The organism is Streptomyces sp. NPDC101191, from assembly GCF_044767915.1.
Lineage (GTDB): Bacteria > Actinomycetota > Actinomycetes > Streptomycetales > Streptomycetaceae > Streptomyces.
In genome coordinates this window covers 145,051-169,318 of sequence record NZ_JBIWOU010000004.1, presented here as the reverse complement: position 1 = coordinate 169,318, position 24,268 = coordinate 145,051, and the positions used below count along the sequence as shown (strand labels likewise).

Annotated in this window: 23 protein-coding genes; 16 read left to right on the top strand and 7 right to left on the bottom strand. The window is 72.2% G+C overall.

The genetic code is table 11. The annotated features are described in order from the left end of the window. Nucleotides 1-39 precede the first annotated feature (39 nt). Both ACIRQF_RS17475 and ACIRQF_RS17470 read right to left on the bottom strand, forming a co-directional pair. Nucleotides 40-519, bottom strand: a complete 480-nt coding sequence (locus ACIRQF_RS17475; RefSeq protein ID WP_382483209.1) for a DUF3515 domain-containing protein — start codon at nucleotides 517-519, stop codon at nucleotides 40-42. 23 nt (nucleotides 520-542) lie between these two features. Beyond that, entirely contained in the window at nucleotides 543-776 is a 234-nt protein-coding gene (locus ACIRQF_RS17470; protein WP_382483161.1) for an Lrp/AsnC ligand binding domain-containing protein, read from the bottom strand. 233 nt (nucleotides 777-1,009) lie between these two features. Between ACIRQF_RS17470 and ACIRQF_RS17465 the strand changes: the two genes are divergently transcribed. Beyond that, nucleotides 1,010-1,972: a thiamine-phosphate kinase gene (locus ACIRQF_RS17465; RefSeq protein WP_365348981.1), complete on the top strand. Its 963-nt coding sequence runs from the start codon at nucleotides 1,010-1,012 to the stop codon at nucleotides 1,970-1,972. Next, nucleotides 1,969-2,769 carry a bifunctional hydroxymethylpyrimidine kinase/phosphomethylpyrimidine kinase gene (thiD, locus tag ACIRQF_RS17460; protein WP_376636619.1) on the top strand — a complete coding sequence of 267 codons (801 nt, stop codon included), beginning with the start codon at nucleotides 1,969-1,971 and terminating at the stop codon, nucleotides 2,767-2,769. The genes ACIRQF_RS17465 and thiD overlap by 4 nt, the downstream gene beginning before the upstream one ends. A 287-nt stretch (nucleotides 2,770-3,056) precedes the next feature. Here the strand turns inward: thiD and rpmB are convergent, their stop codons facing one another. Continuing rightward, nucleotides 3,057-3,242, bottom strand: a complete 186-nt coding sequence (gene rpmB, locus ACIRQF_RS17455; protein WP_003957616.1) for a 50S ribosomal protein L28 — start codon at nucleotides 3,240-3,242, stop codon at nucleotides 3,057-3,059. A gap of 236 nt (nucleotides 3,243-3,478) precedes the next feature. On the opposite strand from rpmB, the gene ACIRQF_RS17450 reads away from it, so the two are divergent. The 9 genes from ACIRQF_RS17450 (at nucleotide 3,479) to mutM (ending at nucleotide 13,034) form a co-directional block, all read left to right on the top strand. Next, the gene (locus ACIRQF_RS17450; RefSeq protein WP_404093085.1) at nucleotides 3,479-5,068 is read left to right on the top strand and encodes a DAK2 domain-containing protein; all 1,590 of its coding nucleotides are present in this window, start codon (nucleotides 3,479-3,481) and stop codon (nucleotides 5,066-5,068) included. A 637-nt stretch (nucleotides 5,069-5,705) separates the two neighbouring features. Continuing rightward, nucleotides 5,706-7,919 (top strand): ATP-dependent DNA helicase RecG, encoded by a 2,214-nt coding sequence (recG, locus tag ACIRQF_RS17445; protein ID WP_376636617.1) that lies wholly within the window; start codon nucleotides 5,706-5,708, stop codon nucleotides 7,917-7,919. 82 nt (nucleotides 7,920-8,001) lie between these two features. After that, nucleotides 8,002-8,583 carry a 16S rRNA (guanine(966)-N(2))-methyltransferase RsmD gene (gene rsmD, locus ACIRQF_RS17440; RefSeq protein WP_376636616.1) on the top strand — a complete coding sequence of 194 codons (582 nt, stop codon included), beginning with the start codon at nucleotides 8,002-8,004 and terminating at the stop codon, nucleotides 8,581-8,583. Nucleotides 8,584-8,609: 26 nt separating this feature from the next. Next, the gene (coaD, locus tag ACIRQF_RS17435; RefSeq protein WP_376636701.1) at nucleotides 8,610-9,089 is read left to right on the top strand and encodes a pantetheine-phosphate adenylyltransferase; all 480 of its coding nucleotides are present in this window, start codon (nucleotides 8,610-8,612) and stop codon (nucleotides 9,087-9,089) included. 109 nt (nucleotides 9,090-9,198) lie between these two features. Beyond that, nucleotides 9,199-10,260 (top strand): cell division initiation protein, encoded by a 1,062-nt coding sequence (locus tag ACIRQF_RS17430; protein ID WP_382483157.1) that lies wholly within the window; start codon nucleotides 9,199-9,201, stop codon nucleotides 10,258-10,260. Between the two features lie 176 nt (nucleotides 10,261-10,436). After that, nucleotides 10,437-11,042, top strand: a complete 606-nt coding sequence (locus ACIRQF_RS17425) for a DUF177 domain-containing protein (RefSeq protein WP_365348969.1) — start codon at nucleotides 10,437-10,439, stop codon at nucleotides 11,040-11,042. 2 nt (nucleotides 11,043-11,044) lie between these two features. Further along, the gene (gene rpmF / locus ACIRQF_RS17420) at nucleotides 11,045-11,218 is read left to right on the top strand and encodes a 50S ribosomal protein L32 (protein WP_015036448.1); all 174 of its coding nucleotides are present in this window, start codon (nucleotides 11,045-11,047) and stop codon (nucleotides 11,216-11,218) included. A gap of 19 nt (nucleotides 11,219-11,237) precedes the next feature. Beyond that, nucleotides 11,238-12,032 carry a ribonuclease III gene (rnc, locus tag ACIRQF_RS17415; RefSeq protein ID WP_382483156.1) on the top strand — a complete coding sequence of 265 codons (795 nt, stop codon included), beginning with the start codon at nucleotides 11,238-11,240 and terminating at the stop codon, nucleotides 12,030-12,032. Nucleotides 12,033-12,164: 132 nt separating this feature from the next. Continuing rightward, on the top strand, nucleotides 12,165-13,034 hold the full coding sequence (gene mutM / locus ACIRQF_RS17410; protein ID WP_376636613.1) for a bifunctional DNA-formamidopyrimidine glycosylase/DNA-(apurinic or apyrimidinic site) lyase: 870 nt from the start codon (nucleotides 12,165-12,167) through the stop codon (nucleotides 13,032-13,034). On the opposite strand, the gene ACIRQF_RS17405 is transcribed toward mutM, so the two are convergent. Beyond that, nucleotides 13,024-13,434 (bottom strand): winged helix-turn-helix transcriptional regulator, encoded by a 411-nt coding sequence (locus tag ACIRQF_RS17405; RefSeq protein WP_376636612.1) that lies wholly within the window; start codon nucleotides 13,432-13,434, stop codon nucleotides 13,024-13,026. The two genes, mutM and ACIRQF_RS17405, sit on opposite strands and share 11 nt — an antisense overlap. Nucleotides 13,435-13,617: 183 nt before the next feature. Between ACIRQF_RS17405 and ACIRQF_RS17400 the strand changes: the two genes are divergently transcribed. Continuing rightward, complete coding sequence (locus ACIRQF_RS17400; RefSeq protein ID WP_389752301.1) at nucleotides 13,618-14,202, top strand: flavodoxin family protein; 585 nt, start codon at nucleotides 13,618-13,620, stop codon at nucleotides 14,200-14,202. 91 nt (nucleotides 14,203-14,293) lie between these two features. On the opposite strand, the gene ACIRQF_RS17395 is transcribed toward ACIRQF_RS17400, so the two are convergent. Continuing rightward, entirely contained in the window at nucleotides 14,294-15,124 is an 831-nt protein-coding gene (locus ACIRQF_RS17395; protein ID WP_404093079.1) for a CAP domain-containing protein, read from the bottom strand. Nucleotides 15,125-15,290: 166 nt separating this feature from the next. Between ACIRQF_RS17395 and ACIRQF_RS17390 the strand changes: the two genes are divergently transcribed. The 4 genes from ACIRQF_RS17390 to ACIRQF_RS17375 all read left to right on the top strand — a co-directional run bounded on the left by ACIRQF_RS17390 (nucleotide 15,291) and on the right by ACIRQF_RS17375 (nucleotide 21,625). Beyond that, the gene (locus tag ACIRQF_RS17390; protein WP_376636609.1) at nucleotides 15,291-15,572 is read left to right on the top strand and encodes an acylphosphatase; all 282 of its coding nucleotides are present in this window, start codon (nucleotides 15,291-15,293) and stop codon (nucleotides 15,570-15,572) included. Nucleotides 15,573-15,975: 403 nt separating this feature from the next. After that, nucleotides 15,976-16,194, top strand: coding sequence for a hypothetical protein (locus tag ACIRQF_RS17385; RefSeq protein WP_376636608.1), 219 nt, complete (start codon nucleotides 15,976-15,978; stop codon nucleotides 16,192-16,194). Nucleotides 16,195-16,410: 216 nt separating this feature from the next. After that, entirely contained in the window at nucleotides 16,411-19,968 is a 3,558-nt protein-coding gene (smc, locus tag ACIRQF_RS17380) for a chromosome segregation protein SMC (protein ID WP_404093076.1), read from the top strand. A gap of 229 nt (nucleotides 19,969-20,197) precedes the next feature. Next, nucleotides 20,198-21,625, top strand: a complete 1,428-nt coding sequence (locus ACIRQF_RS17375) for a sugar porter family MFS transporter (RefSeq protein WP_376636606.1) — start codon at nucleotides 20,198-20,200, stop codon at nucleotides 21,623-21,625. A gap of 124 nt (nucleotides 21,626-21,749) precedes the next feature. Here ACIRQF_RS17375 and ACIRQF_RS17370 read toward each other — a convergent pair whose 3' ends face one another. Both ACIRQF_RS17370 and ACIRQF_RS17365 read right to left on the bottom strand, forming a co-directional pair. Next, the gene (locus tag ACIRQF_RS17370) at nucleotides 21,750-22,727 is read right to left on the bottom strand and encodes an LLM class flavin-dependent oxidoreductase (RefSeq protein ID WP_404093072.1); all 978 of its coding nucleotides are present in this window, start codon (nucleotides 22,725-22,727) and stop codon (nucleotides 21,750-21,752) included. A gap of 53 nt (nucleotides 22,728-22,780) precedes the next feature. Then, the gene (locus tag ACIRQF_RS17365) at nucleotides 22,781-24,256 is read right to left on the bottom strand and encodes a cytosine permease (protein WP_404093069.1); all 1,476 of its coding nucleotides are present in this window, start codon (nucleotides 24,254-24,256) and stop codon (nucleotides 22,781-22,783) included. Nucleotides 24,257-24,268: the final 12 nt, after the last annotated feature.

Below are 24,268 nucleotides of genomic sequence, written 5' to 3'. Positions count from 1 at the left end.
GGGCCCGGACGGGGCCCGGCCTGCCGGACGCCCCCTGGGTCACAGACTCGGGGGGACGGCCTTCTTCACGGGGGCGGCGAGATCCACGAGCGGGCCCACGTCGTGCGCGTACCGCTCGTCCAGCGACAGTTCGACGTACGCCTTGCGGTAGGTCGTGGTGAAACGGGGGCCGTCGCCCTCACGCGGCTCGTAGAGCCAGTTCACGCCGTTCGCCTCGACCGCGTGCGCCTGCGGATCGTTCATCTTTTCGGGCCGGGGGACGCCGCAGCGCAGTACGATCGCCGCATCCCCCCACGCGGCGGTCAGTTCGGACTCAGGCTCGGTGCCGGTCCGCGCCAGACCCGCCACGGTGCCGGGCAGCTCCTTCGCGAGGGCACGGCAGAAGGCGGCCTCGGCCGCCGGAGGACCGGGAACCGGGACCGACGCCTTCGTGTCCGCGGTGGAGCAGCCCGCGACGGCCAGCAGCACGGCGGCCGCAGCGGCGGAGGCGGGCAGGCCGAAGGGCCGGTGGGAAGACATCACCGGCCAAGGGTAGACGGGGGCTAGAGATGCACGACCGGGCAGGTGAGCGTGCGCGTGATGCCTTCCACTTGCTGGACCTTGGCGACCACCATGCGACCCAGCGCGTCGACGGTGTCGGCCTCGGCGCGCACGATCACGTCATAGGGACCGGTCACGTCCTCGGCCTGGATCACTCCAGCGATCTTGGCGATGGTCTCGGCGACGGTCGACGCCTTGCCCACCTCGGTCTGAATAAGGATGTACGCCTGTACCACGGAACCTCCAGGGCGGCCACGAGGATCTTGTGGGAGAAAGAGACGCCACGGTACCGCGTCGCCGCGGGCCGCGGGGAGACCTCCGAGTTCGGAGGCGTCCGCGGTGTGGCGTACACAGATGAGAAGTTGACGGTCTACTTGACGGTATCCGGCACGGTGACGGCCCGCGACCCGCACGGCGAGGAGCAGCGGAGCGGCGCGGCGGCCGGCACGACGACACGAGGTGACACGCGGTGAAGGGCACAGTCGGAGAGCTGGGCGAGTTCGGGCTCATCAGGGAGCTCACCTCCCGGCTCACCTCCACCCCCGCGGTGCGGATCGGGCCCGGCGACGACGCCGCCGTGGTCTCCGCCCCCGACCGGCGGGTGGTGGCCAGCACGGACATCCTGCTCGAAGGACGCCACTTCCGCCGCGACTGGTCGACGGCCTACGACGTCGGCCGCAAGGCCGCGGCGCAGAACCTCGCCGACATCGCCGCCATGGGCGCCGTCCCCACCGCGCTGCTGCTGGGCCTGGTCGTCCCCGCCGAACTGCCGGTCACCTGGCCCACGGAAATGATGGACGGACTGCGCGACGAATGTCAGGTCGCGGGCGCCGCGGTCGTCGGCGGCGACGTCGTCCGCGGCGACACGATCATGGTCTCCATCACCGCGCTCGGCGATCTGCGCAACCACGACCCGGTCACCCGCGGCGGCGCCCAGCCCGGCGACGTCGTCGCCTACACCGGCTGGCTCGGCTGGTCCGCCGCCGGCTACGCGGTGCTCTCCCGCGGCTTCCGCTCGCCGCGCGCCTTCGTGGAGGCCCACCGCCGCCCCGAGCCGCCGTACCACGCCGGTCCCGCGGCCGCCGGGCTCGGCGCCACCGCCATGTGCGACGTCAGCGACGGCCTGATCGCCGACCTCGGCCACATCGCCGAAGCCAGCAAGGTACGCATCGACCTGCGCTCCGGCCTCATCGACATCCCGACCCAGATGAACGACATCGGCCAGGCCGTCGGCGTCGACCCGCTGCAGTGGGTGCTCACCGGGGGAGAGGACCACGCGATCGTCGCGACCTTCCCGCCCGACGTGAAGCTGCCGGCCCGCTGGAAGGTCATCGGCGAGGTCCTCAACCCCTCCGCGCTGCCCCAGGTCACCGTCGACGGCGCGCCGTGGCACAGCGTGGGGGGCTGGGACCACTTCGGCGGCACCGAGTGACCTCCCGGCCGCCGCTCGTTCTCACCGTCGCCGGATCCGACTCCGGCGGCGGCGCCGGCATCCAGGCCGACCTCAAGACGATGCTCGCGCTCGGCGTCCACGGCATGAGCGTGATCACCGCCGTGACGGCCCAGAACTCCCTGGGGGTCCAGGGAGCCTGGGAACTGCCCGAGGAGGCCGTACGGGCCCAGTACCGGGCCGTCGTGGACGACATCGGCGTCCAGGCCGTCAAGACGGGCATGCTGGCGAGCGCGGCGCTCGTGGAGACCGTGGCGGAGCTCCTCGCCGGCACGGACGCCCCGGTGGTCGTCGACCCGGTGGGCGTCTCCAAGCACGGCGACGCACTGCTCGCCGCCTCCGCGCTCGACTCGGTCCGCACGAAGCTGCTGCCCGTCGCGACCGTCGCCACGCCCAACCTGGACGAGGTGACGCAGCTGACGGGCGTCGTCGTCGAGGACGAGGACGGGATGCGCCGGGCGGCCGACGCGGTCCTCGCGTACGGGCCGCGCTGGGCGCTGATCAAGGGCGGCCACCTGCCGTCCGCCGAGACGGCCGTCGACCTGCTCACGGACGGCGCGCAGGAGCTGTGGCTGCGCGCCCCGCGGCACGACAACCGGCACACGCACGGCACGGGCTGCACGCTCGCCTCGGCCGTGGCATCGGGCCTCGCGAAGGGCCTGCCGGTGCCGGCGGCCGTCCGGGAGGCGAAGGCGTACGTGACGGGCGCCATCGCGGCGGGCTTCGCGCTGGGCGGCGGCATCGGCCCGGTGGACCACGCCTGGCGCTACAGGACCTAGGAGGGCAGGGCCCGGAGGGGGTTCGGTCCGGCGGCCGGGGTCCGGAGGGGGTTCGGTCCGGCGGCCGGGGCCCGGACGGCGCGGGGGCCCGGGCCCTGCCGGTCCTCCCCGCAAGGCCGGTCCTGGCCCCGGACCCGGACCCGGACCCGGTCCCCGTCCCGGTTCCGGCCCCGGGCATGGCAAAAGGCCGGTTCACCAAGGTGAACCGGCCTTCAAGACAACCGCAGGGGCTGCGCTACGACATGACGTCGGCGGGGCTTTCCCCGCTTCCGCGGGGGTAGCACCAATTAGCGCGAGACCTTGCCGGCCTTGATGCACGAGGTGCAGACGTTGAGCCGCTTCGGCGTCCGACCGACCACGGCACGCACGCGCTGGATGTTGGGGTTCCAGCGACGAGACGTACGGCGGTGCGAGTGCGAAATGTTGTTGCCGAAGCCCGGCCCCTTGCCGCAGACGTCGCAGTTGGCAGCCACGGGTCACTCCAAAGACTTCAGATTTACAGTGAATTCCGGCGCACCGGAATCGGATCAGGGATCTGAAGTGGCTTGCCGGGGAATGGCCCGACGTGTGCCGGGCAACCGAAGCAGCATACAACGGCTGCTTCCGTGGAACGAAACTACCACGGTCCGCCCGGCCCCCGCCCCGGGCTCAGGGCGGTCACGGGTCTACCCTGCGGTGAACCCACCGCAGCGCACAGGAGGACCACCCGTTGCCGCGAGCACCGCAGACCCTCGACGCCGAAGCGGTCCGATCCTGGTGCGCAGGGGCGCTGGCGGCGCTCGGCAGGGAGCGCGAGGAGATCGACGCCATCAACGTCTACCCCGTCGCCGACGGCGACACGGGGACCAACCTCTATCTGACGCTGGAGGCGGCGGCCCGGGCGGTGGACGAGACCTTCGCGGTGCGGTCCGGAGCCGCTCCCGATGTGGCCGAGGTCATACGGGCCATGGCGCACGGCGCGCTGCTCGGCGCCCGGGGCAACTCCGGGACGATCCTCTCCCAGCTGCTGCGCGGCACGGCCGCGGTCCTCGCCGACGGACGTGACGGCGATCACCTGGCCCGCGCCCTCGCGAGCGCCGCCGAGGCGGCCCGGCAGGCCGTCGCCCACCCCGTCGAGGGCACCCTCCTCACCGTCGCCGACGCGGCGGCCGGCGCCTGCGCCGGGGGAGGCGAGCTCGTGACCGTGGCCACGGCGGCCTACGAGGGGGCCAGGGCCGCCCTGGAGCGGACCCCCGGCCAGCTGGACGTCCTGCGCCGCGCCGGGGTCGTGGACGCCGGAGGACGCGGTCTGGTCGCGGTCCTCGGCGCGCTCGTGGAGAGCCTGACCGGCGAGACGCCCGTACGCCCCGCGGAACCGGCGCACCGGCCGGCCCTGGCCACGGCGGAGGACTGCGCGGGCGGGACGGCCGGCCCCGCCTACGAGGTCATCTACCTCCTGGAGGCCGAGGACGCGGCCGTGGAGCGTCTCCGGGCCCGCCTGGACGACCTCGGGGAGTCCCTGGTGGTCGTCGGCGGCGACGGCCTGTGGAACGTGCACGTCCACGTCGACGACGCCGGCGCGGCGGTCGAGGCGGGCGTGGAGGCGGGCCGCCCGCACCGGATCCGCATCACGCACTTCGAGGTGCGCGGCGAACCGGCCGGGCGGGCCGTCGTCGCCGTACTGCCGGGCGAGGGCCTGGCAGGCCTGTGCGCCGAGGCCGGCGCGACCACGCTCCTGGCCCGCCCGGGCGAGCCCCCGTCCGGAGCGGAACTGACCGAGGCGATCCGCCGGGCGCACGCGCGCGAGGTGGTGCTGCTGCCCAACGACGGCGACCTGCGCCAGGTCGCCGCGGCGGCCGCCGAGCAGGTCCGCGCGGAGGGCATCCGGGTCGCCCTCATCCCGACCCGCGCGGCCGTCCAGGGCATCGCCGCCCTCGCCGTCCACGAACCGGACCGCCGCTTCGACGAGGACGTCGTCGCCATGACGGCGGCGGCCGGCGCCACCCGCTACGCCGAACTCGCCGTCGCCGAACGCCAGTCCTTCACGTCCGCGGGCGTCTGCCAGGCCGGCGACGTCCTGGGCCTCATCGAGGGCGACGTCGCCGTCATCGGCCAGGACCTCACCGACACGGCCCGCACGGTGCTCGACCGCATGCTCTCCGCCGGCGGCGAACTCGTCACCCTCGTCGTCGCCGCCGACACCCCCGAGAGCCTGGCCGCCACCCTCGAATCCCATGTCCGCGCCACCTACCTGGCGGTCGACACGACGACGTACCACGCGGGCGAGGGCGCCCCGCCGCTGCTGATCGGGGTCGAGTAGGCCCCCGGCGGGGGCGGCCGCGGACCGGCTCGGGCACGCCGCGAAGCCGCCGCCCCGGGAGTCCGGGGCGGCGCTCCCCGCCCGCCGGCGGAGTGTGGAGTCGGGAGGGGCGGGGTCGTGCCGAGTCCGGGAGGAGAGGGGCCCGCTCCGCGGCGGCAGCCTCGGCGCGGCCGATGAGCGACGTGACCTCGGACCGCTGGTCGGGGGTGGCCCCGCTCCAGGACCGCCTGGGCCGGCGGAACCGCCGACGCCACGTCGGACGGACAGGTCCGGACGGAGCCGCGGTGGCCACCGCCCGTGCGCCCGGCGGCAGCCGGTCGAGCAGCGGCCGCGCCGCCGTCCGCTCCCGAACGACCCGGCTCACCCGGTCCGTGCCGTTGCGCTCGTCGAAGCGGCGGGCCGGCTTCTCCGCCTCCACGCGCGCGTGCGGCGCGAGTTCCGCCGCCGTCCGGTCCGTGCCCCCGGGCCCCGGCACTGGCCGGTCGCCCGGGCCGCGCGCGACCGGCCGGTCCGTCAAGAGCGCCGCCACTGCGGGGAAGCCCGGCTCGCCGTCGGGCCGACGACGGACCAGTGGACGAGCCGACGTGACCGGCGGATCCCCCGGGGTGTGCGACGTCTGTCGGTGCCGTGGTGTGCAATGGATCGCGTGCCTGCGCTCGACGAACCACTGAAGAAGCTGCTCGGCGCCGCCACCGCGAAGGTGATGGCCGAGCACATGGACCTGCACACGCTCGGCGACCTGCTCCACCACTACCCCCGGCGGTACGCGGAGCGCGGCGAGCTGACCGCACTGGCCGACCTGCCCCTGGACGAGCACGTCACGGTGGTCGCCCAGGTCGCCGACGCGCGCGTGCACACCTTCAACAAGGGCGGCCGCGGCAAGGGCCAGCGCCTGGAGGTCACCATCACCGACGGCAGCGGCCGGATGCAGCTCGTCTTCTTCGGCCGCACCGTCCACTTCCACCAGAAGGAGCTGCTGCCGGGCCGGCGGGCCATGTTCGCCGGCAAGGTCGGCGTCTTCAACCGCCGACTCCAGCTCGCCCACCCCGAGTACAAGCTCCTCGACGCCGACAGCAGCACCGAGACCGTCAAGGCCTTCGCGAGCGAGCTGCTGCCCATCTACCCCGCCTGCAAGCAGCTGGAGTCCTGGACCATCGAGCAGTCCGTGGCCATCGCCCTCGACTCCATGGCCGCCACCGGCTGGGAGGGACTCGTCGACCCGCTGCCGCCCGCCCTGCGCGAGGAGCGCGGCCTCACCGACCTGCCCGACGCCCTCGCCCGGATCCACCGCCCGCACACCAGGGCCGACATCGCCGACGCCCGCGACCGCCTCAAGTGGGACGAGGCCTTCGTCCTCCAGGTCGCCCTCGCCCGCCGCCGGCACGCCGACACCCAGCTCCCCGCCGTCGCCCGGCGCCCCGCCGAGGGCGGCCTGCTCGACGCCTTCGACGCCAAGCTCCCCTTCACCCTCACCGACGGTCAGCGGAAGGTCTCCAGGGAGATCTTCGACGACCTCGCCACCGAACACCCCATGCACCGCCTCCTCCAGGGCGAGGTGGGCAGCGGAAAGACGATGGTGGCCCTGCGCGCCATGCTCGCCGTCGTCGACGCCGGGGGACAGGCCGCGATGCTCGCGCCCACCGAGGTGCTCGCCCAGCAGCACCACCGCTCGGTCACCGAGATGATGGGCGAGCTCGCCGAGGGCGGGATGCTCGGCGGCGCCGAGCACGCCACCAAGGTCGTGCTGCTCACCGGCTCTATGGGCGCCGCCGCACGCCGCCAGGCGCTCCTCGACCTGGTGACCGGCGAGGCCGGGATCGTCATCGGCACCCACGCGCTGATCGAGGACAAGGTGCAGTTCCACGACCTCGGTCTGGTCGTCGTCGACGAGCAGCACCGCTTCGGCGTGGAGCAGCGGGACGCTTTGCGCGGCAAGGGCAAGCAGCCGCCGCACCTCCTGGTCATGACCGCCACGCCCATCCCCCGTACGGTCGCGATGACCGTCTTCGGCGACCTGGAGACCTCCGTCCTCGACCAGCTGCCGGCCGGCCGTTCCCCGATCGCCAGCCATGTCGTGCCCGCCGCCGACAAGCCGCACTTCCTCGCCCGTGCCTGGGAGCGGGTCCGCGAGGAGGTGGAGGCCGGCCACCAGGGGTACGTGGTGTGTCCGCGCATCGGGGACGAGGAGGACCAGAAGGGCCGGAAGAAGGCGAGCCCCGAGGACGAGGCCGAGAAGCGGCCGCCGCTCGCCGTCCTCGACGTCGCCGAGCAGCTGCGGGCCGGTCCGCTCGCCGGCCTCCGCGTCGAGGTGCTGCACGGCCGGATGCACCCCGACGACAAGGACGACGTCATGCGCCGCTTCGCCGCCGGCGAGGCCGACGTGCTCGTCGCCACCACCGTCATCGAGGTCGGCGTCAACGTGCCCAACGCGACCGCCATGGTGATCATGGATGCCGACCGTTTCGGCGTCTCCCAGCTCCACCAGCTCCGCGGCCGCGTCGGCCGGGGCTCCGCCGCCGGTCTCTGCCTGCTCGTCTCCGAGATGCCCGAGGCCAGCCCGGCCCGCCAGCGCCTGAACGCCGTCGCCTCCACCCTCGACGGCTTCGAGCTCTCCCGCATCGACCTCGAACAGCGCCGCGAGGGCGACGTCCTCGGCCAGGCCCAGTCCGGCGTCCGCTCCTCGCTGCGGATGCTCGCCGTCATCGAGGACGAGGAGGTCATCACCGCTGCCCGCGAGGAGGCCACCGCCCTGGTCCTCGCCGACCCGGACCTCACCGCCCACCCCGAGCTGCGCACCGCTCTCGACGCGCTCCTCGACAAGGACCGGGAGGAGTACCTGGAGAAGGGCTGACCGCCGCACGGGCGTCTCCCTTCCGTCCCCGCCGCCCTAAGCTATTGCGTACGCAATCGTTGACGGAGACCGAGGACCCCAGATGACCCGCGTGATCGCCGGCACCGCCGGCGGACGCCGACTCGCCGTGCCGCCGGGCAACGGCACCCGGCCCACCTCCGACCGGGCCAGGGAAGGGCTCTTCTCCACCTGGGAGTCCTTCCACGGGCTGGCGGGGGCACGCGTGGCCGACCTGTACGCGGGCTCCGGCGCCGTCGGCCTGGAGGCGCTCTCCCGGGGTGCGGGCCACGCCCTCCTCGTGGAGGCCGATCCGCGCGCCGCGAAGACCGTGCGCGACAACATCCGCTCCCTCGGCCTGCCCGGCGCCGAGCTGCGCACCGGCAAGGCCGAGCAGATCGTCACGGCGCCGGCCCCGGCCGAGCCGTACGACCTGGTCTTCCTGGACCCGCCGTACGCGGTCGCGGACGCCGAGCTTCGCGAGATCCTCCTCACAATGCGCTCGGGGGGCTGGATCGCCGAGGATGCCCTCGTCACCGTGGAGCGCAGCACCCGGGGCGGAGAGTTCGGCTGGCCGGACGGCTTCGAGCCACTGCGGGCCCGTCGCTACGGCGAGGGAACGTTTTGGTACGGTCGCGCCGCCTCTACGTGCGAAGACGCACGATGACCCGACCGGAGAGCGAGGGACCCAAGTTGCGCCGCGCCGTATGTCCGGGGTCATTCGACCCCATCACCAACGGACACCTCGACATCATCGCCCGAGCCTCCAAGCTCTACGACGTCGTGCACGTCGCCGTGATGATCAACCAGTCGAAGAAGGGCCTCTTCACCGTCGAGGAGCGGATCGAGCTCATCCGCGAGGTCACCGCCGACTTCGGCAACGTCGAGGTGGAGTCCTTCCACGGGCTGCTCGTCGACTTCTGCAAGCAGCGCGACATCCCCGCCATCGTGAAGGGGCTGCGGGCCGTCAGCGACTTCGACTACGAGCTGCAGATGGCGCAGATGAACAACGGGCTCTCGGGCGTGGAGACCCTGTTCGTGCCCACGAACCCGACCTACAGCTTCCTGTCGTCCTCCCTGGTCAAGGAGGTCGCGGCCTGGGGCGGCGACGTCTCCCACCTGGTGCCGCCGCAGGTGCTCGGCAGGCTCACCGAGCGCCTGGGCGAACGGTGACCCCCGGCCACCTCCACTGACGCTCCGTCACCAGGTCCCGGACAGGGCCCGACTGGCCTTACAGTCGTCCCGTCCGTCTCCATCCAGCTGTAGAGAGTGGCGAGCACCGGTGGACGTGCAGAAGAAGCTCGACGAGATCGTCGCGACGGTCAGGAACGCCCGCTCCATGCCGATGTCGGCGTCCTGCGTGGTCAACCGGGCCGAGCTGCTTTCCCTGCTCGAGGAGGTCCGCGAGGCCCTGCCGGGCTCCCTCGCGCAGGCCCAGGAGCTGCTCGGCGGGCGTGAGCTGATGGTCGAGCAGGCCCGCCAGGAGGCCGAGCGGATCATCGAGGCCGCCCACGCCGAGCGCGGCTCGATCGTCTCCGACAGCCAGGTCGCCCGCCAGTCCCACGACGAGGCCGAGCGCATCCTCTCCGAGGCGCGCCGCGAGGCCGAGGAGATCCGCGCGGAGGCCGACGACTACGTCGACTCCAAGCTGGCCAACTTCGAGGTCGTGCTCAACAAGACCATCGCCTCCGTCGACCGCGGCCGCGAGAAGCTGCTCGGCCGGGGCCCTGGCCTCGACGCCGACGGCTACGGCGACGACGACGCCCCCGAGTACAGCGCGGACCCGCAGACGCTGATCCAGCGGGCCGACGGCTACGTGGACACCAAGCTGGGTGCCTTCGAGGCGGTCCTGAGCAAGACCCTGGAGGCGGTGGGGCGCGGCCGGCAGAAGCTGCACGGCCGGATCGCCAGCGACGCCCTCGGCGAGCACATGGCCGCCCAGGACGCGGCCGGCAACCCGCTGCACACCAGCGACGCCGACTACCTGGCCGGCCTCGCGGAGCTGGCCGACCCCGAGCCCGCGCAGATCCCCGCGCAGGCCGCCCCGCCGCAGCCCGCGGCCGACCCGTACGCCTACCAGCAGCCGGTCCAGGACCCGTACGCCTACCAGCAGCCCGTCCAGGACCCCTACGCGTACCAGCAGCAGGACCCGTACTCCGTCGCGGGCGGCGGCGCCGCCGGGACGGGCTACGCCGCGCCCTACGACGCGCAGCAGGCCGACCCGTACGGCTACCAGCAGCAGCCCCAGGGGCAGCCGCAGGCGGCCGCCCTCGACGAGACCAGCTTCTTCGACACGGGCATGATCGACCTGGAGCAGCTGCGCCGCTACGAGCAGGGCCGATGACCCTGATTGGGCCCTGAGCGAAGCGTCCAGTATCCTGGCTGTTCGGTCGCGCGTATGCCCCGCGATCCATGCTGCCCTGCTTCGTCTCCGGAGCGGACGTGGCAGCCCCCCACGCTGTGAACGACCTGAAAGCAGGAAGAGCCCTGAGCACGCGCCTCGACCATCGCAACCCCCTCGTGTTCGACACGCACGAGCTGGGGCGGCGTCCTGGTGCCATGCAGCGGATCTCCCGCACGGTCGACGCCCCCAGGGACCTGGGGATCGCTGGGGTCATCGGAGTGCCCGAGGGCGAGCCGGTGGAAATCGAGCTCCGTCTCGAGTCGGTCATGGAAGGGGTGCTTGTCACAGGCACCGCCCGTGCGTCGGCCGAGGGGGAGTGCGTAAGGTGTCTGGAGTCCGTCGAGCTGGAGCTCGACGCGGACTTCCAGGAGATGTTCTCGTACCCCGACTCCGACGACCGGGGCCGCTCGAAGGCGGCCGCGGACGACGAAGCCGAGGACGACGAGGACATGATCCCCCTCGAGGACGGCATGTTCGACCTCGAGCCCGTGCTGCGCGATGCGGTGGTGCTCGCACTGCCCATGCAGCCGGTGTGCCGGGAGGACTGCGAAGGTCTGTGTTCCGAATGCGGGACCAACCTGAACGACCACCCGGACCACCACCATGACGCCGTCGACATTCGTTGGGCGGCACTGCAGGGACTCGCCGGTTCGCTGGGAACCGACGAGAAGGACAACATGAGCGATGCCGCATCCGGTGTCGACGAGAAGCAGGAGAAGTAGCCGTGGCTGTTCCGAAGCGGAAGATGTCGCGCAGCAACACGCGCCACCGCCGGTCGCAGTGGAAGGCTGCGGTCCCCACCCTGGTTTCGTGCGAGCGTTGCCAGGAGCCGAAGCTGCAGCACATCGCGTGCCCGAGCTGCGGCACCTACAACAAGCGCCAGGTCCTCTCCGTCTGAGGGGCCGGTGAGAGGCACGATGTCTGACCACGTCAATTCGGCCTCGTCCCACACGCTTCTGGAAGGGCGGCTCGGGTATCAGCTCGAGTCCGCCCTTCTGGTGCGTGCGCTGACCCACCGTTCCTACGCGTACGAGAACGGCGGTCTGCCCACCAACGAGCGCCTCGAGTTCCTCGGGGACTCCGTGCTCGGCCTGGTGGTCACGGACACGCTCTACCGCACCCACCCCGACCTGCCCGAGGGCCAGCTGGCCAAGCTGCGGGCCGCGGTGGTCAACTCGCGTGCGCTTGCCGAGGTGGGGCGCGGCCTCGACCTGGGTTCCTTCATCCGGCTCGGCCGGGGCGAGGAAGGCACGGGCGGCCGGGACAAGGCGTCCATCCTCGCCGACACCCTTGAAGCGGTGATCGGCGCGGTCTATCTCGACCAGGGCCTCGACGCGGCGTCCGAGCTGGTGCACCGGCTCTTCGACCCGCTGATCGAGAAGTCCTCGAACCTCGGCGCCGGCCTGGACTGGAAGACCAGTCTCCAGGAGCTGACCGCGGCCGAGGGTCTGGGCGTTCCGGAGTACCTCGTCAGCGAGGAGGGTCCGGACCACGAGAAGACCTTCACTGCTGCTGCCCGCGTCGGTGGTGTCTCGTACGGCACCGGCACCGGCCGCAGCAAGAAGGAGGCGGAGCAGCAGGCGGCGGAGTCCGCATGGCGCGCGATTCGCGCGGCGGCGGACGAGCGCGCGGCGGCGGCGAAGGCCGCGGCCGAGGGAGAGGTCGCCGACCCCTCTTCCGGCGGTTCCACCGGGGACCAGGCTTCGGTCTGACCCCTCCCGCGATCCTTCGCGGTCCTTCTTCGCGCGATGCCCCCGTCCCCCAGGGACGGGGGCATCGGCGTGTCCGGGGGCGGCGGTAGGCTGCCTGCAGAAGCCGCCCAGCGTTCCGTCCTGAGGAGTCCCGTGCCCGAGCTGCCCGAGGTCGAGGTCGTCCGCCGCGGTCTTGAGCGGTGGGTCGCGGGGCGGACCGTCGCCGAGGTGGAGGTCCTGCACCCCCGGGCGGTCCGCCGCCACCCGGAGGGCGGGGCGGACTTCGCGGCCCGGCTGAAGGGCCAGCGCTTCGGGACGGCCCGGCGACGCGGCAAGTACCTGTGGCTGCCGCTCGCCGACGGCGGTGCCTCCGTGCTCGGGCACCTGGGCATGAGCGGCCAGCTCCTCGTGCAGCCGGAGGACGCCCCGGACGAGAAGCACCTGCGGATCCGGGTCCGTTTCGACGATGCCGAGGGCACCGAGCTGCGCTTCGTCGACCAGCGCACCTTCGGCGGACTCTCGCTGCACGACACCGCCCCGGACAGCGCCGACGGTCTCCCGGACGTCATCGCCCACATCGCGCGCGACCCGCTGGACCCCCTCTTCGACGACGCCGCCTTCCCGATCGCGCTGCGGCTGCGCCGTACGACGATCAAGCGCGCGCTGCTCGACCAGTCGCTGATCAGCGGTGTCGGCAACATCTACGCCGACGAGGCGCTGTGGCGGGCGAGGCTGCACTACGAACGGCCCACCGCCACGCTCGCCCGGCCGCGCTCGGCCGAGTTGCTCGGGCACGTGCGGGACGTGATGAACGCGGCGCTCGCGGTCGGCGGCACCAGCTTCGACTCGCTGTACGTCAACGTGAACGGGGAGTCGGGCTACTTCGACCGCTCGCTCGACGCGTACGGCCGGGAGGGCGAGCCGTGCCACCGCTGCGGTACGCCGATGCGCCGGCGTCCGTGGATGAACCGCTCCAGCTACTTCTGCCCGCGCTGCCAGCGCCCCCCGCGCGTCACGGCGTGACCGGCTCCCGCTCCGCGTCGTAGTCCTGGCGGGCGGCGAGCACCTGCGGCATGTGGCCCTCGACCAGGCGGATCAGCGTGAGCAGCTGCTCGGCGACCTCCGAGCCCAGCGGCGTGAGCCGGTAGTCCACGCGCGGCGGGTTGGTCGGCTGTGCCTCGCGGTGCACCAGGCCGTCGCGCTCCAGCGCGTGCAGCGTCTGGGACAGCATCTTCTCGCTGACTCCGTCCACCCGGCGCCGCAGTTCGTTGAAGCGGAAGCTGCCTTCGTGGAGCGCGCCCAGGGTCAGGCTGCCCCAGCGGCCGGTCACGTGCTCGAGCGTGCCGCGGGAGGGGCAGGACTTGGCGAAGACGTCGAACGCGTCACAGGCGTCGACGCGGGCGAGGTCCGGGTCGTCGGTCATGCCTTCTACCATACGCGCGCGCAGCGCTTTCGATGCGATGGCGCTATGGAGCAGGCAGCGCTGAAGGCTGGTGAGCGCTGAATATGAGTACGCGCTGAAGGAGGGTTTGCGCTTTCGGAAAGTTAGTGCTCTACTTCTTGGCGTTCCCCCTGCCCTTCCGTCGCATCGCCGAGGAGCCTCTTCATGACCACGCCCGTCGTCTCCATCGCGTACCACTCCGGCTACGGCCACACCGCCGTCATCGCCGAGGCCGTCCGCAACGGCGCCGCCGACGCCGGTGCCACCGTCCACCTGATCAAGGTCGACGAGATCACCGACACCGAGTGGGAGCTCCTCGACGCCTCCGACGCGATCGTCTTCGGCTCGCCGACCTACATGGGCACCGCCTCCGGCGCCTTCCACCAGTTCGCCGAGGCCACCTCGAAGCGCTGGTTCGCCGACGCCTGGTTGGACAAGCTCGCGGCCGGCTTCACCAACTCCGGCTCGAAGAGCGGCGACAAGCTGCACACCCTGCAGTTCTTCCAGACCCTGGCCGGCCAGCACGGCATGACCTGGGTCAACCTGGGTCTGAAGCCCGGCTGGAACCACAGCGCCGGCTCCGAGAACGACATCAACCGCCTCGGCTTCTTCACCGGCGCCGCCGCCCAGACCCCGAGCGACCTGGGCCCGGAGGCCGTCCACAAGGCCGACATCGCGACCGCCGAGCACCTCGGCCGCCGCGTCGCCCTGACCGCCCGCACCTTCGCCCTGGGCAAGGCCGCGGCCTGACGCCCACGCCCGGCCCGGGCATGCGGAAGGGCCCCGTCACCGATGTGGTGACGGGGCCCTCCCGCATGCCGTGACGCTCGGTGGCTAGGGCTCAGAAACCGAAGTCCTGGGTCCACCACGGTCCGCCGTCGCCGAAGTGGACGCCGACGCCGAGCACCTTGTAGTCGCAGTTCAGGATGTTCGCGCGGTGCCCGTCGCTCGCCATCCAGGACTTCATCACCGCGGCCGCGTCCACCTGGCCCCGGGCGATGTTCTCGCCGCCCAGACCGCTGATGCCGGCCTTCGTGGCGCGGTCCCAGGGGGAGGCGCCGTCCGGATCGGTGTGGTCGAAGAAGTTGCGGGCCGCCATGTCCGCGCTGAAGGCGCCGGCCAGCGAGGCCAGCCCGGAGTCGGAGCGGATCGCGACGCAGCCGACCTTGGCGCGCTCCAGGTTCACCAGGCGTACGACCTCCGCCTCGGCCGCCGACTCGCGGCCGCCCAGGGAGCGGACGACGGCGGTCGGGGCGGTGACGGGGGCCCTGGTCGCCGGGGCCTCGGTCGGGCGGGCCTTCTTCGTCGGCTGGGGGGCCGGCTTCTTCGAGGCCTTGGGGCTGGGGGCGGGTGTCGGCCTGGTGGCGGAGGGCTTCGGCTTCGGCTTCGGTTTCGGCTTCGCCGAGGGGGTCGCCGCCCTGCCGCTGCCCGCGGGCTTTCCGGTGCCCTGGCCGGCGGGGGTCGCCGAGGCGCCGCCCTGCGTCGTCAGGCTCGGGGCCTGCTGCTTCTCCACGTGCTGCTCGGCCGTGTTCGTGCTGCCCACCGTGAAGGTGTCACCGCCGGGCAGCAGACCCGAGGCGACCACGGCCGCGCCCACCGCGACCGCCGCGGAGACACCGAGCAGTCCGGTGCGTACCGGTGCGCCGCGTCGTGTGCCGCGATGGCGTCCCATGCTCCGCCTCCTGACCTCTGAACTGCGATCTTTGCTGATCTTTGCTTTCGTGGATGCTGTCGAACGGAGCACGGCCATCCGGGTGAGCCCCGTTCCGTCGGGACTGTACGCGAAGACGCGCGGGGCTGACGTGCTCCTTCCGTTATTCGCCCGTTAGCGTGCAGCCATGAATGACGACGTACGGATGACCGCCTGGGTGCGCGGCCGGGTACAGGGAGTGGGCTTCCGTTGGTTCACCAGGGCAAACGCGCTGGAGATCGGCGGCCTCGTGGGCTTCGCCCTCAACCTCGACGACGGCCGGGTGCAGGTGGTGGCCGAGGGGCCGAGTGAGAATTGCCACCGTCTGCTCGACTGGCTCCGCACCGGCGACACGCCCGGGCGGGTGGACGGGGTCACTGAGATCTGGGACACCCCGCGCGGCATCTACGACACCTTCGCGATCCGCTGAGAACCTTCCGTGATCTTGCTTCCGCAACGCCGTCCGAGGCCCCCGAACGGGTCTCGGGCGGGTGTTCGGAGAACGTGCGGGAAAGCGGAAACGACCTGGTGGTTGCCAAGAAGCACTTGCCGTGCCAGGCTGCGCGAGGCAGGATGATCGAAACGCCCTTCGGGCACCGAGTTGCGAGGCGCCGCCGCCTGATGTGAGGCCGCGGACCCCCCGGTGGCCCCTGATGCCGGGCGTGATCGTGTTGACCGTCAAACTTTTTGGTGAGACTCTGGAAGCCCCGCGCACCTTAGCTGTTCGAGCGTGAGAACGGGCACGACAAAGAACACGGTCGAGCACCGCGGGTGCGAATCCCTCACGACCCACACCGCTTCGGTCGGTCATTCAGTGTGGAGGACCATCCATCATGGCAAAGGCGCTTCTCGGTTACGTCGGCGGCTCCGACCCGCGACTCCTCTCCGAGATGCGACGGCTTCAGCAGCGCGTCCAGGACCTGGAGTCCGAGCTTGTACGGATCCAGTCCGAGAACGACGCGCTCAGCGCTGCCGCCGCTCAGCACACGGGAGAGTCGCTGCTGGACAGCATCGATCTCGACGTCACCAAGGCGGAGCCTGCGCTCACCTGAGGTCTCAGCCCCGAGGGGCCAGGTGAGAAACACTCTCGCCAGCACGGCTGGACATGCAAGGGACGCTCCGGCGTCCCTTCTTTCTTGCGCATCCCGAGCCGCGCCCCGTGCCCGCCGCTCGCTTACCCCCCCGCCCCCGTGTCCCACTTCTTTGGGGGAGGGTCTGCCCTGCACGTTCGTGGGTGAAACCCACGACCCCGGGTAGAGTCCGCAGGCGTGCATCTCAAGGCCCTGACGCTCCGCGGTTTCAAGTCGTTCGCCTCCGCCACCACGTTGCGGTTCGAACCGGGAATCACCTGCGTCGTCGGGCCCAACGGCTCCGGCAAGTCCAATGTCGTGGACGCGCTGTCCTGGGTCATGGGAGAGCAGGGCGCCAAGTCGCTGCGCGGCGGCAAGATGGAGGACGTCATCTTCGCCGGCACGACCGGGCGGCCCCCGCTCGGCCGTGCCGAGGTGTCGCTGACGATCGACAACTCCGACGGCGCGCTGCCCATCGACTACGCCGAGGTGACCATCACCCGGATCATGTTCCGTGGTGGCAGCAGCGAGTACCAGATCAACGGCGACACCTGCCGGCTGCTCGACATCCAGGACCTGCTGTCCGACTCCGGCATCGGCCGCGAGATGCACGTCATCGTCGGCCAGGGGCAGCTCGACTCCGTCCTGCACGCCGACCCGATGGGCCGCCGTGCCTTCATCGAGGAGGCCGCGGGTGTCCTCAAGCACCGCAAGCGCAAGGAGAAGGCGCTGCGGAAACTCGACGCGATGCAGGCCAACCTCGCGCGCGTCCAGGACCTCACCGACGAACTGCGCCGCCAGCTCAAGCCCCTCGGCCGGCAGGCCGCGGTCGCCCGCCGCGCCGCCGTCATCCAGGCCGACCTGCGCGACGCCCGCCTCCGGCTGCTCTCCGACGACCTCGTACGCCTCAAGGAGGCGCTCAAGGCCGAGGTCGCCGACGAGGCCGCGCTGCTCGCCCGCAAGGAGGCGACCGAGGCCGAGCTGAAGGCGGCCCTCGCCAGGGAGGCCGACCTGGAGGGCGAGGTGCGCCGCCTCGCGCCGCGGCTCCAGCGGGCCCAGCAGACCTGGTACGAACTGTCGCAGCTCGCCGAGCGGGTGCGCGGCACGATCTCGCTGGCCGACGCGCGCGTCAAGAGCGCCACCGACCGGCCCGCGGAGGAGCGACGGGGCCGCGACCCGGAGGACATGGAGCGCGAGGCCGCCCGCATCCGCGAGCAGGAGGCCGAGCTGGAGGCGGCCCTGGAGGCGGCCGAGCGCGCCCTGGAGGACACCGTCGCCCACCGCTCGGAACTCGAACGCGCGCTCGCCGTCGAGGAGCGGCGCCTCAAGGACCTCGCCCGCGCCCTCGCCGACCGCCGCGAGGGCCTGGCCCGGTTGCACGGCCAGGTCAACGCGGCCCGGTCGCGCGCCGCGTCCGCCCAGGCCGAGATCGACCGGCTGGCCGCCGCGCGCGACGAGGCGCAGGAGCGGGCGGTCGCCGCGCAGGAGGAGTACGAGCAGCTGAAGGCCGAGGTGGACGGCCTGGACGCGGGCGACGCGGAGCTGGGGGAGCGCTACGAGGCCGCGCGCGGCGCACTCGCCGACGCGGAGGCCGCCCTCGCCGCCGCCCGCGAGGCCGCCGCCGACGCGGACCGCGCCCGCGCCGCGACCCGCGCCCGGCACGACGCCCTCGCCCTCGGCCTGCGACGCAAGGACGGCACGGGCGCGCTGCTCACCGCCGGCCTCACGGGCCTCCTCGGCCCGGCCGCCGAACTCCTGACGGTCGGACCGGGCCACGAGATCCCGGTGGCCGCCGCCCTGGGCGCCGCCGCCGACGCCCTGGCCGTTTCGGACCCGTCGGCCGCCGCCGAGGCCCTCCGTCTGCTGCGCAAGCAGGACGCCGGGCGGGCGTCGCTGCTGCTGGCGGGCGCGGCGGAGGGAGACACGGGGTCGCCGGCCGTGGCCGGCACCCTCCCCGCCGCCTCCCTGGTCACCGGACCGGCCGAACTCATGGGCGCCGTACGCCGGTTGCTGAAGGACGTGGTCGTCGTCGGCGGGCTGGACGAGGCCGTCGAGGTGGTGCGCTCCCACCCCGGCCTGACGGCCGTCACCGCCGAGGGCGACCTGCTCGGCGCGCACTTCGCCCAGGGCGGTTCCGCCGGGGCCCCGAGCCTCCTGGAGGTGCAGGCCTCGGTGGACCAGGCGGCGGCCGAGCTGGCCGAGCTCGACGTGCGGTGCGGGCGGCTGGAGGCCGCCAAGGAGGCCTCGGCCCAGCGGCGCCGGGAGGCGGCGCGGCTCGTCGAGGAGCTGACCGAACGGCGCCGGACGGCCGACCGGGAGAAGTCCGCGGTCGCCCAGCAGCTGGGCCGGCTCGGCGGACAGGCCAGGGGAGCGGCGGGGGAGGCCGAGCGCACCGCCGCCGCGGCCGCCCGCGCCCAGGAGGCCCTGGAGAAGGCGCTCGCCGAGGCGGAGGAGCTGGCCGAGCGGCTGCTCGTCGTCGAGGAGTCCTCCGCACTGGAAGGGGACGAGGACACCGACACCTCCACGCGTGACCGCCTCGCGGTCGACGGCTCCAACGCGCGCCAGACCGAGATGGAGGCCCGTCTTCAGGTCCGTACCCACGAGGAGCGGGTGAAGGGACTGGCCGGGCGGGCCGACTCCCTCGACCGGGCCGCCCGCGCCGAACGCGAGGCCCGGGCCCGGGCCGAGCGGCTCCGGGCCAGGCTGCGCCACGAGGCCGAGGTCGCCGCCGCCGTCGCCTCCGGCGCCCGCCAGCTGCTCGCCCACGCCGAGGTGTCCCTGGTCCGCGCCGAGCAGGAGCGCGCCCTCGCCGAGTCCGCCAAGGGCGCGCGCGAGCAGGACCTGGCCGCCGCCCGCGCCCGGGGCCGCGAGCTGAAGGCGGACCTGGACAAGCTGACCGACTCGGTGCACCGGGGCGAGGTCCTGGGCGCCGAGAAGCGGCTGCGGATCGAGCAGCTGGAGTCCCGCTCCCTGGAGGAGCTGGGGGTCGAACCCGCCGCCCTGGTCGAGGAGTACGGCCCCCACCAGCTCGTCCCGCCGTCGCCGCCCGCCGAGGGCGAGGAGCTCCCCGAGGACCCGGAGCATCCGCGCAACCAGCCGCGCCCGTTCGTCCGTTCGGAGCAGGAGAAGCGGCTCAGGTCCGCCGAACGGGCGTACCAGCAGCTCGGCAAGGTCAATCCGCTCGCCCTGGAGGAGTTCGCGGCCCTGGAGGAGCGGCACCAGTTCCTCTCCGAACAGCTGGAGGACCTGAAGAAGACCCGCGCCGACCTCCTTCAGGTCGTGAAGGAGGTGGACCTGCGGGTCGAGCAGGTCTTCACCGAGGCGTACCGGGACACGGCCCGCGAGTTCGAGGGAGTGTTCTCGCGGCTCTTCCCGGGTGGTGAGGGGCGACTCGTGCTCACCGACCCCGAGAACATGCTCACCACCGGCGTCGACGTGGAGGCCCGCCCGCCGGGCAAGAAGGTCAAGCGCCTCTCGCTGCTCTCGGGCGGCGAGCGCTCGCTGACTGCCGTGGCGCTGCTGGTCTCCATCTTCAAGGCGCGGCCCAGCCCGTTCTACGTGATGGACGAGGTCGAGGCGGCGCTCGACGACACCAATCTGCAGCGGCTGATCCGGATCATGCAGGAGCTCCAGGAGTCCTCGCAGCTGATCGTGATCACGCACCAGAAGCGCACGATGGAGGTCGCCGACGCGCTCTACGGGGTGTCGATGCAGGGCGACGGGGTATCGAAAGTCATCAGCCAAAGGCTCCGCTGACCCGACCGACCCCAAGATCACCTTCATATTGCTTCAAGCTTTGAACGCAGGCAGGTTCGTAGTGCGTTTCAAGTCATACGACATCAGGTCTTGACTTCGAAACCTGAAGGAATAGTCTCTGCAACGTTGCTTTTACCTTCAAGTGGTGGGCGGCAGGAAGTTGTGCGCCACTTGAAGGGCTCGCCCCCCACCGCACCGGCGACGCTGCCGGAGCCCCGAGGAGTCCCCCGTGACCAGCACCGCGCAGGCGCCGCCTCCGTCCGGAGGCCGTTCGGCCCATCCGGACCACATCGGACACGTCATCTTCATCACGGCCTCGGCCGCGATGGGCGGCTTCCTCTTCGGCTACGACAGTTCCGTCATCAACGGCGCCGTCGAGGCCATCCGCGACCGGTACGACATCGGCTCCGCGGCCCTCGCGCAGGTCATCGCCATCGCGCTGATCGGCTGCGCCATCGGCGCCGCCACCGCCGGCCGGATCGCCGACCGCATCGGGCGCATCCGCTGCATGCAGATCTCCGCCGCGCTCTTCGCGGTCAGCGCCGTCGGCTCCGCGCTGCCCTTCGCCCTCTGGGACCTGGCCTTCTGGCGGATCGTCGGCGGCTTCGCCATCGGCATGGCGTCCGTGATCGGCCCCGCCTACATCGCCGAGGTCGCGCCCGCCGCGTACCGCGGCCGGCTCGGCTCCTTCCAGCAGGCCGCCATCGTCATCGGCATCGCCATCTCCCAGCTCGTCAACTACGGCATCCTGCAGCTCGCCGACGGCGAGCAGCGCGGAGAGATCGGCGGGCTGGAAGCCTGGCAGTGGATGCTCGGCGTGATGGTCGTGCCGGCCCTCCTCTACGGTCTGCTCTCCTTCGCGATCCCGGAGTCGCCGCGCTTCCTCATCTCCGTCGGCCGCACCGAGAAGGCCAAGGAGGTGCTCGCCGAGGTCGAGGGACACGGCGTCGACCTGGACAGCCGGGTCGCCGAGATCGACCGGGCCATGCGCAGCGAGCACAAGTCCACCTTCAGGGACCTGCTGGTCGCCGGCGGCAAGTTCAAGCTGCTGCCGATCGTCTGGGTCGGCATCGGCCTCTCCGTCTTCCAGCAGCTCGTCGGCATCAACGTCGCCTTCTACTACTCCGCGACGCTGTGGCAGTCCGTCGGCATCGACCCGTCGAGCTCGTTCTTCTACTCCTTCACCACGTCGATCATCAACATCATCGGCACCGTGATCGCGATGGTCCTGGTCGACCGGGTCGGCCGTAAGCCGCTCGCCCTCGTCGGCTCCGTCGGCATGGCGATCGCCCTCGCCGTCGAGGCCTGGGCCTTCTCCGCCGACCTCGTCGACGGCAAGCTGCCCAACACCCAGGGCGTCGTGGCGCTCGTCGCCGCCCACGTCTTCGTGCTCTTCTTCGCCCTCTCCTGGGGCGTGGTCGTCTGGGTCTTCCTCGGCGAGATGTTCCCCAACCGCATCCGCGCCGCCGCCCTCGGCGTCGCCGCCTCCGCCCAGTGGATCGCCAACTGGGCCATCACCGCCAGCTTCCCGTCCCTCGCGGACTGGAACCTCTCCGGCACCTACGTGATCTACACGGTCTTCGCCGTGCTCTCGATCCCCTTCGTACTGCGCTACGTCAAGGAGACCAAGGGCAAGGCGTTGGAGGAGATGGGCTAATCCCCGCTGCCCCTCTCCTCACGCACCACCCTGCCCCGGTCCGAGGCCCCATGCCACGGACCGGGGCAGTCGCGTCGGCCCCGATTCCCCCGCTCCCGGCCCGTCGTTGCGCGGCCCGGACGGCTCACGCCCGGAGGCGCGGCAGTACGGCGTCGCAGAAGAGGCGCACGCTCCGCCAGCCCTCCTCGACCGGCATGCCGCCGCACAGCGGGTGCAGCACCAGGCTGTCGAGCTCCCCGCCGAGTGCCACGCACTCCTCCGGCGTCACCACCCGGTAGACGCCCTCCGCACGCAGCTCCGGCACCGTCGTCGCGGTCGAGCGCACCGCCGAGCGGATGTCCTTCGACTGCCAGGACGCGTAGGTCCGCGCCTCGTGCAGGAAGTGCTCGCCGTACTCCGCCCAGGTCCGGTCCGGGTCCTCCGCCACGTGCAGCAGGGGGGTCTCGCGGGCCGGCATCATCGTCCACCCCTCGGTGCCGTGCGCGGCGCACTGCTCCTGGTAGTACGTCTCCAGCTCCGGCAGGTGCGCGCTCGGGAAGAGCGGCAGGCCCAGCCGCGCCGCCCGCCGCGCCGCCGCCTTCGACGAGCCGCCGACCAGCAGCAGCGGGTGCGGCTGGGTGAGCGGCCGAGGGGTGATCCGCACCGTACGGCCCTGGTACGTGAAGGGCTCGCCGGACCAGGCCGCGAGCAGCGTCTCCAGGAGCACGTCCTGGAGCTTGCCGCGGCGGCCCCAGTCGACGCCGCGCTCCTCGTACTCCTCCGGCCGGTAGCCGATTCCCGCGACCGTCACGAGACGCCCGCCGCTCAGCAGGTCGAGGACCGCGATCTCCTCGGCGAGCCGCAGCGGGTCGTGCAGCGGGCCGATGATCGCCGAGACGGTCACCGCGATCCTTTCGGTCGCCCCGAACACCGCGCCCGCGAAGGCGAAGGGGGAGGGGAGCCAGTTGTTGGCGGCGCCGTGGTGCTCCTCGGTCTGCACGGTGTCGACGCCGTGCGCGTCGGCATGGACGGCCATCCCGACGGCGGCGCGGTAGCGCGCCGAGAGGGAGACGGGATCCGCGTGCGGGTCGACGAGGTTGAACCGGACGACGGTGAACGGCATGGGAAGTCCCCCTCCACGGGTGCTCGTGGAGGGGGACGGTAGCTGACGCAGCGTCAGATGGAAACGGTCTCGCGCGCTTCCGCGGTCCCGCCCGCCACGGCCGCCGGCTCCGCCGCCCGCCGCGCGCGGTCCCGCGGCAGCACCGCGTACAGCACACCCGCCACCACGATCGTCGCCGCCCAGCCGAGCCCGTTCCGCCCGATCCAGGACGAGGCCAGCGGGCCCGCGAACCAGTCGACCCGGGTGAACAGCAGGCCCGTCGCCAGGGCCAGGCCCCAGGCCGTCATCGCCTGCCAGGCGAAACCGCCCCGGTACCAGTACGCGCTGGTACGGGTGGTGTCCATCAGCGCCTCCGCGTCGTACGACCTACGGCGCAGCATGTCCACGCCGAAGACGCCGATCCACGCCGAGAACGCCACCGCCAGCAGCGTCAGGAAGGAGATGAACGAGCCGATGAAGCTGGTCGCCACCACCATCAGCAGGAAGCCGAAGACCAGGCTGATCACCGCGTTCACACTGACCGCCGCGGCGCGCGGCACCTTGATGCCCAGGGTCTGCGCCGTGAAGCCGGCCGAGTACATCGACATCGAGTTGATCAGGAGCATGCCGATCAGCGCGATCACCAGGTACGGCACCGAGATCCACATCGGCAGCAACTCGCCGATGAAGGAGACCGGGTCCTGCGCCGAGGCCAGGTCCGGCGTCGACACCGCCATCACCGCGCCCATCAACACCATCGGCAGCACGACGATCCCCGCCCCGCCGACCGTGGAGCCGACCACGGCCCCCGAGGAGGCCGTGCGCGGCAGATAGCGCGTGAAGTCGGGGCCCGAGGGCACCCAGCTGATACCGCCCGCGGCGATCGTGCCGATGCCGGCCACGAGCATCGCCGTGGAGCCGGCCGGCCTGGCGAAGACGGCCGACCAGTCGGTGTCCGCCACCAGGTAGCCGAGGACCAGGACGGAGAAGCCGCCGAAGAGGTACGTCGACCACGTGCTGCACACCCGCAGCGCGTTGATCCCGAGTCCGGACACCAGGAACGTGCACGACACGAACACCAGCAGCGTCACCACGATCAGGAGCGTGTTCGACCTCACGCCGAAGAGCAGGTCCAGGACCGTCAGCACCGCGTACGCGCCGGTGACCGCGTTGATGGTCTCCCAGCCCCAGCGCGCCACCCAGATCAGGGCGCCGGGAAAAAGGTTTCCGCGCTGGCCGAAGACCGCCCGCGACAGGGCCATGCCGGGCGCCCCGCCCCGCTTCCCGGCGATCGAGATCAGGCCGACGATCCCGTACGACAGCACCGGCGCGGCCACCGCCACCAGCAGGACCTGCCAGAAGTTCAGGCCGTTGAAGACGATCAGACCGGCGCCCATCGTGAGCAGCAGCACACTGATGTTGGCCGCGACCCACGTCGGGAACAGCTCCCTGACCCGGCCGGTCCGCTCGGCGTCGGGAACGGGTTCGAGGCCGCGGCTCTCCAGCGTGCCGCCGCCCGGCGCGCCTTCGGTCTCGGAGGCGTGGGACATAGGGGTACTCCG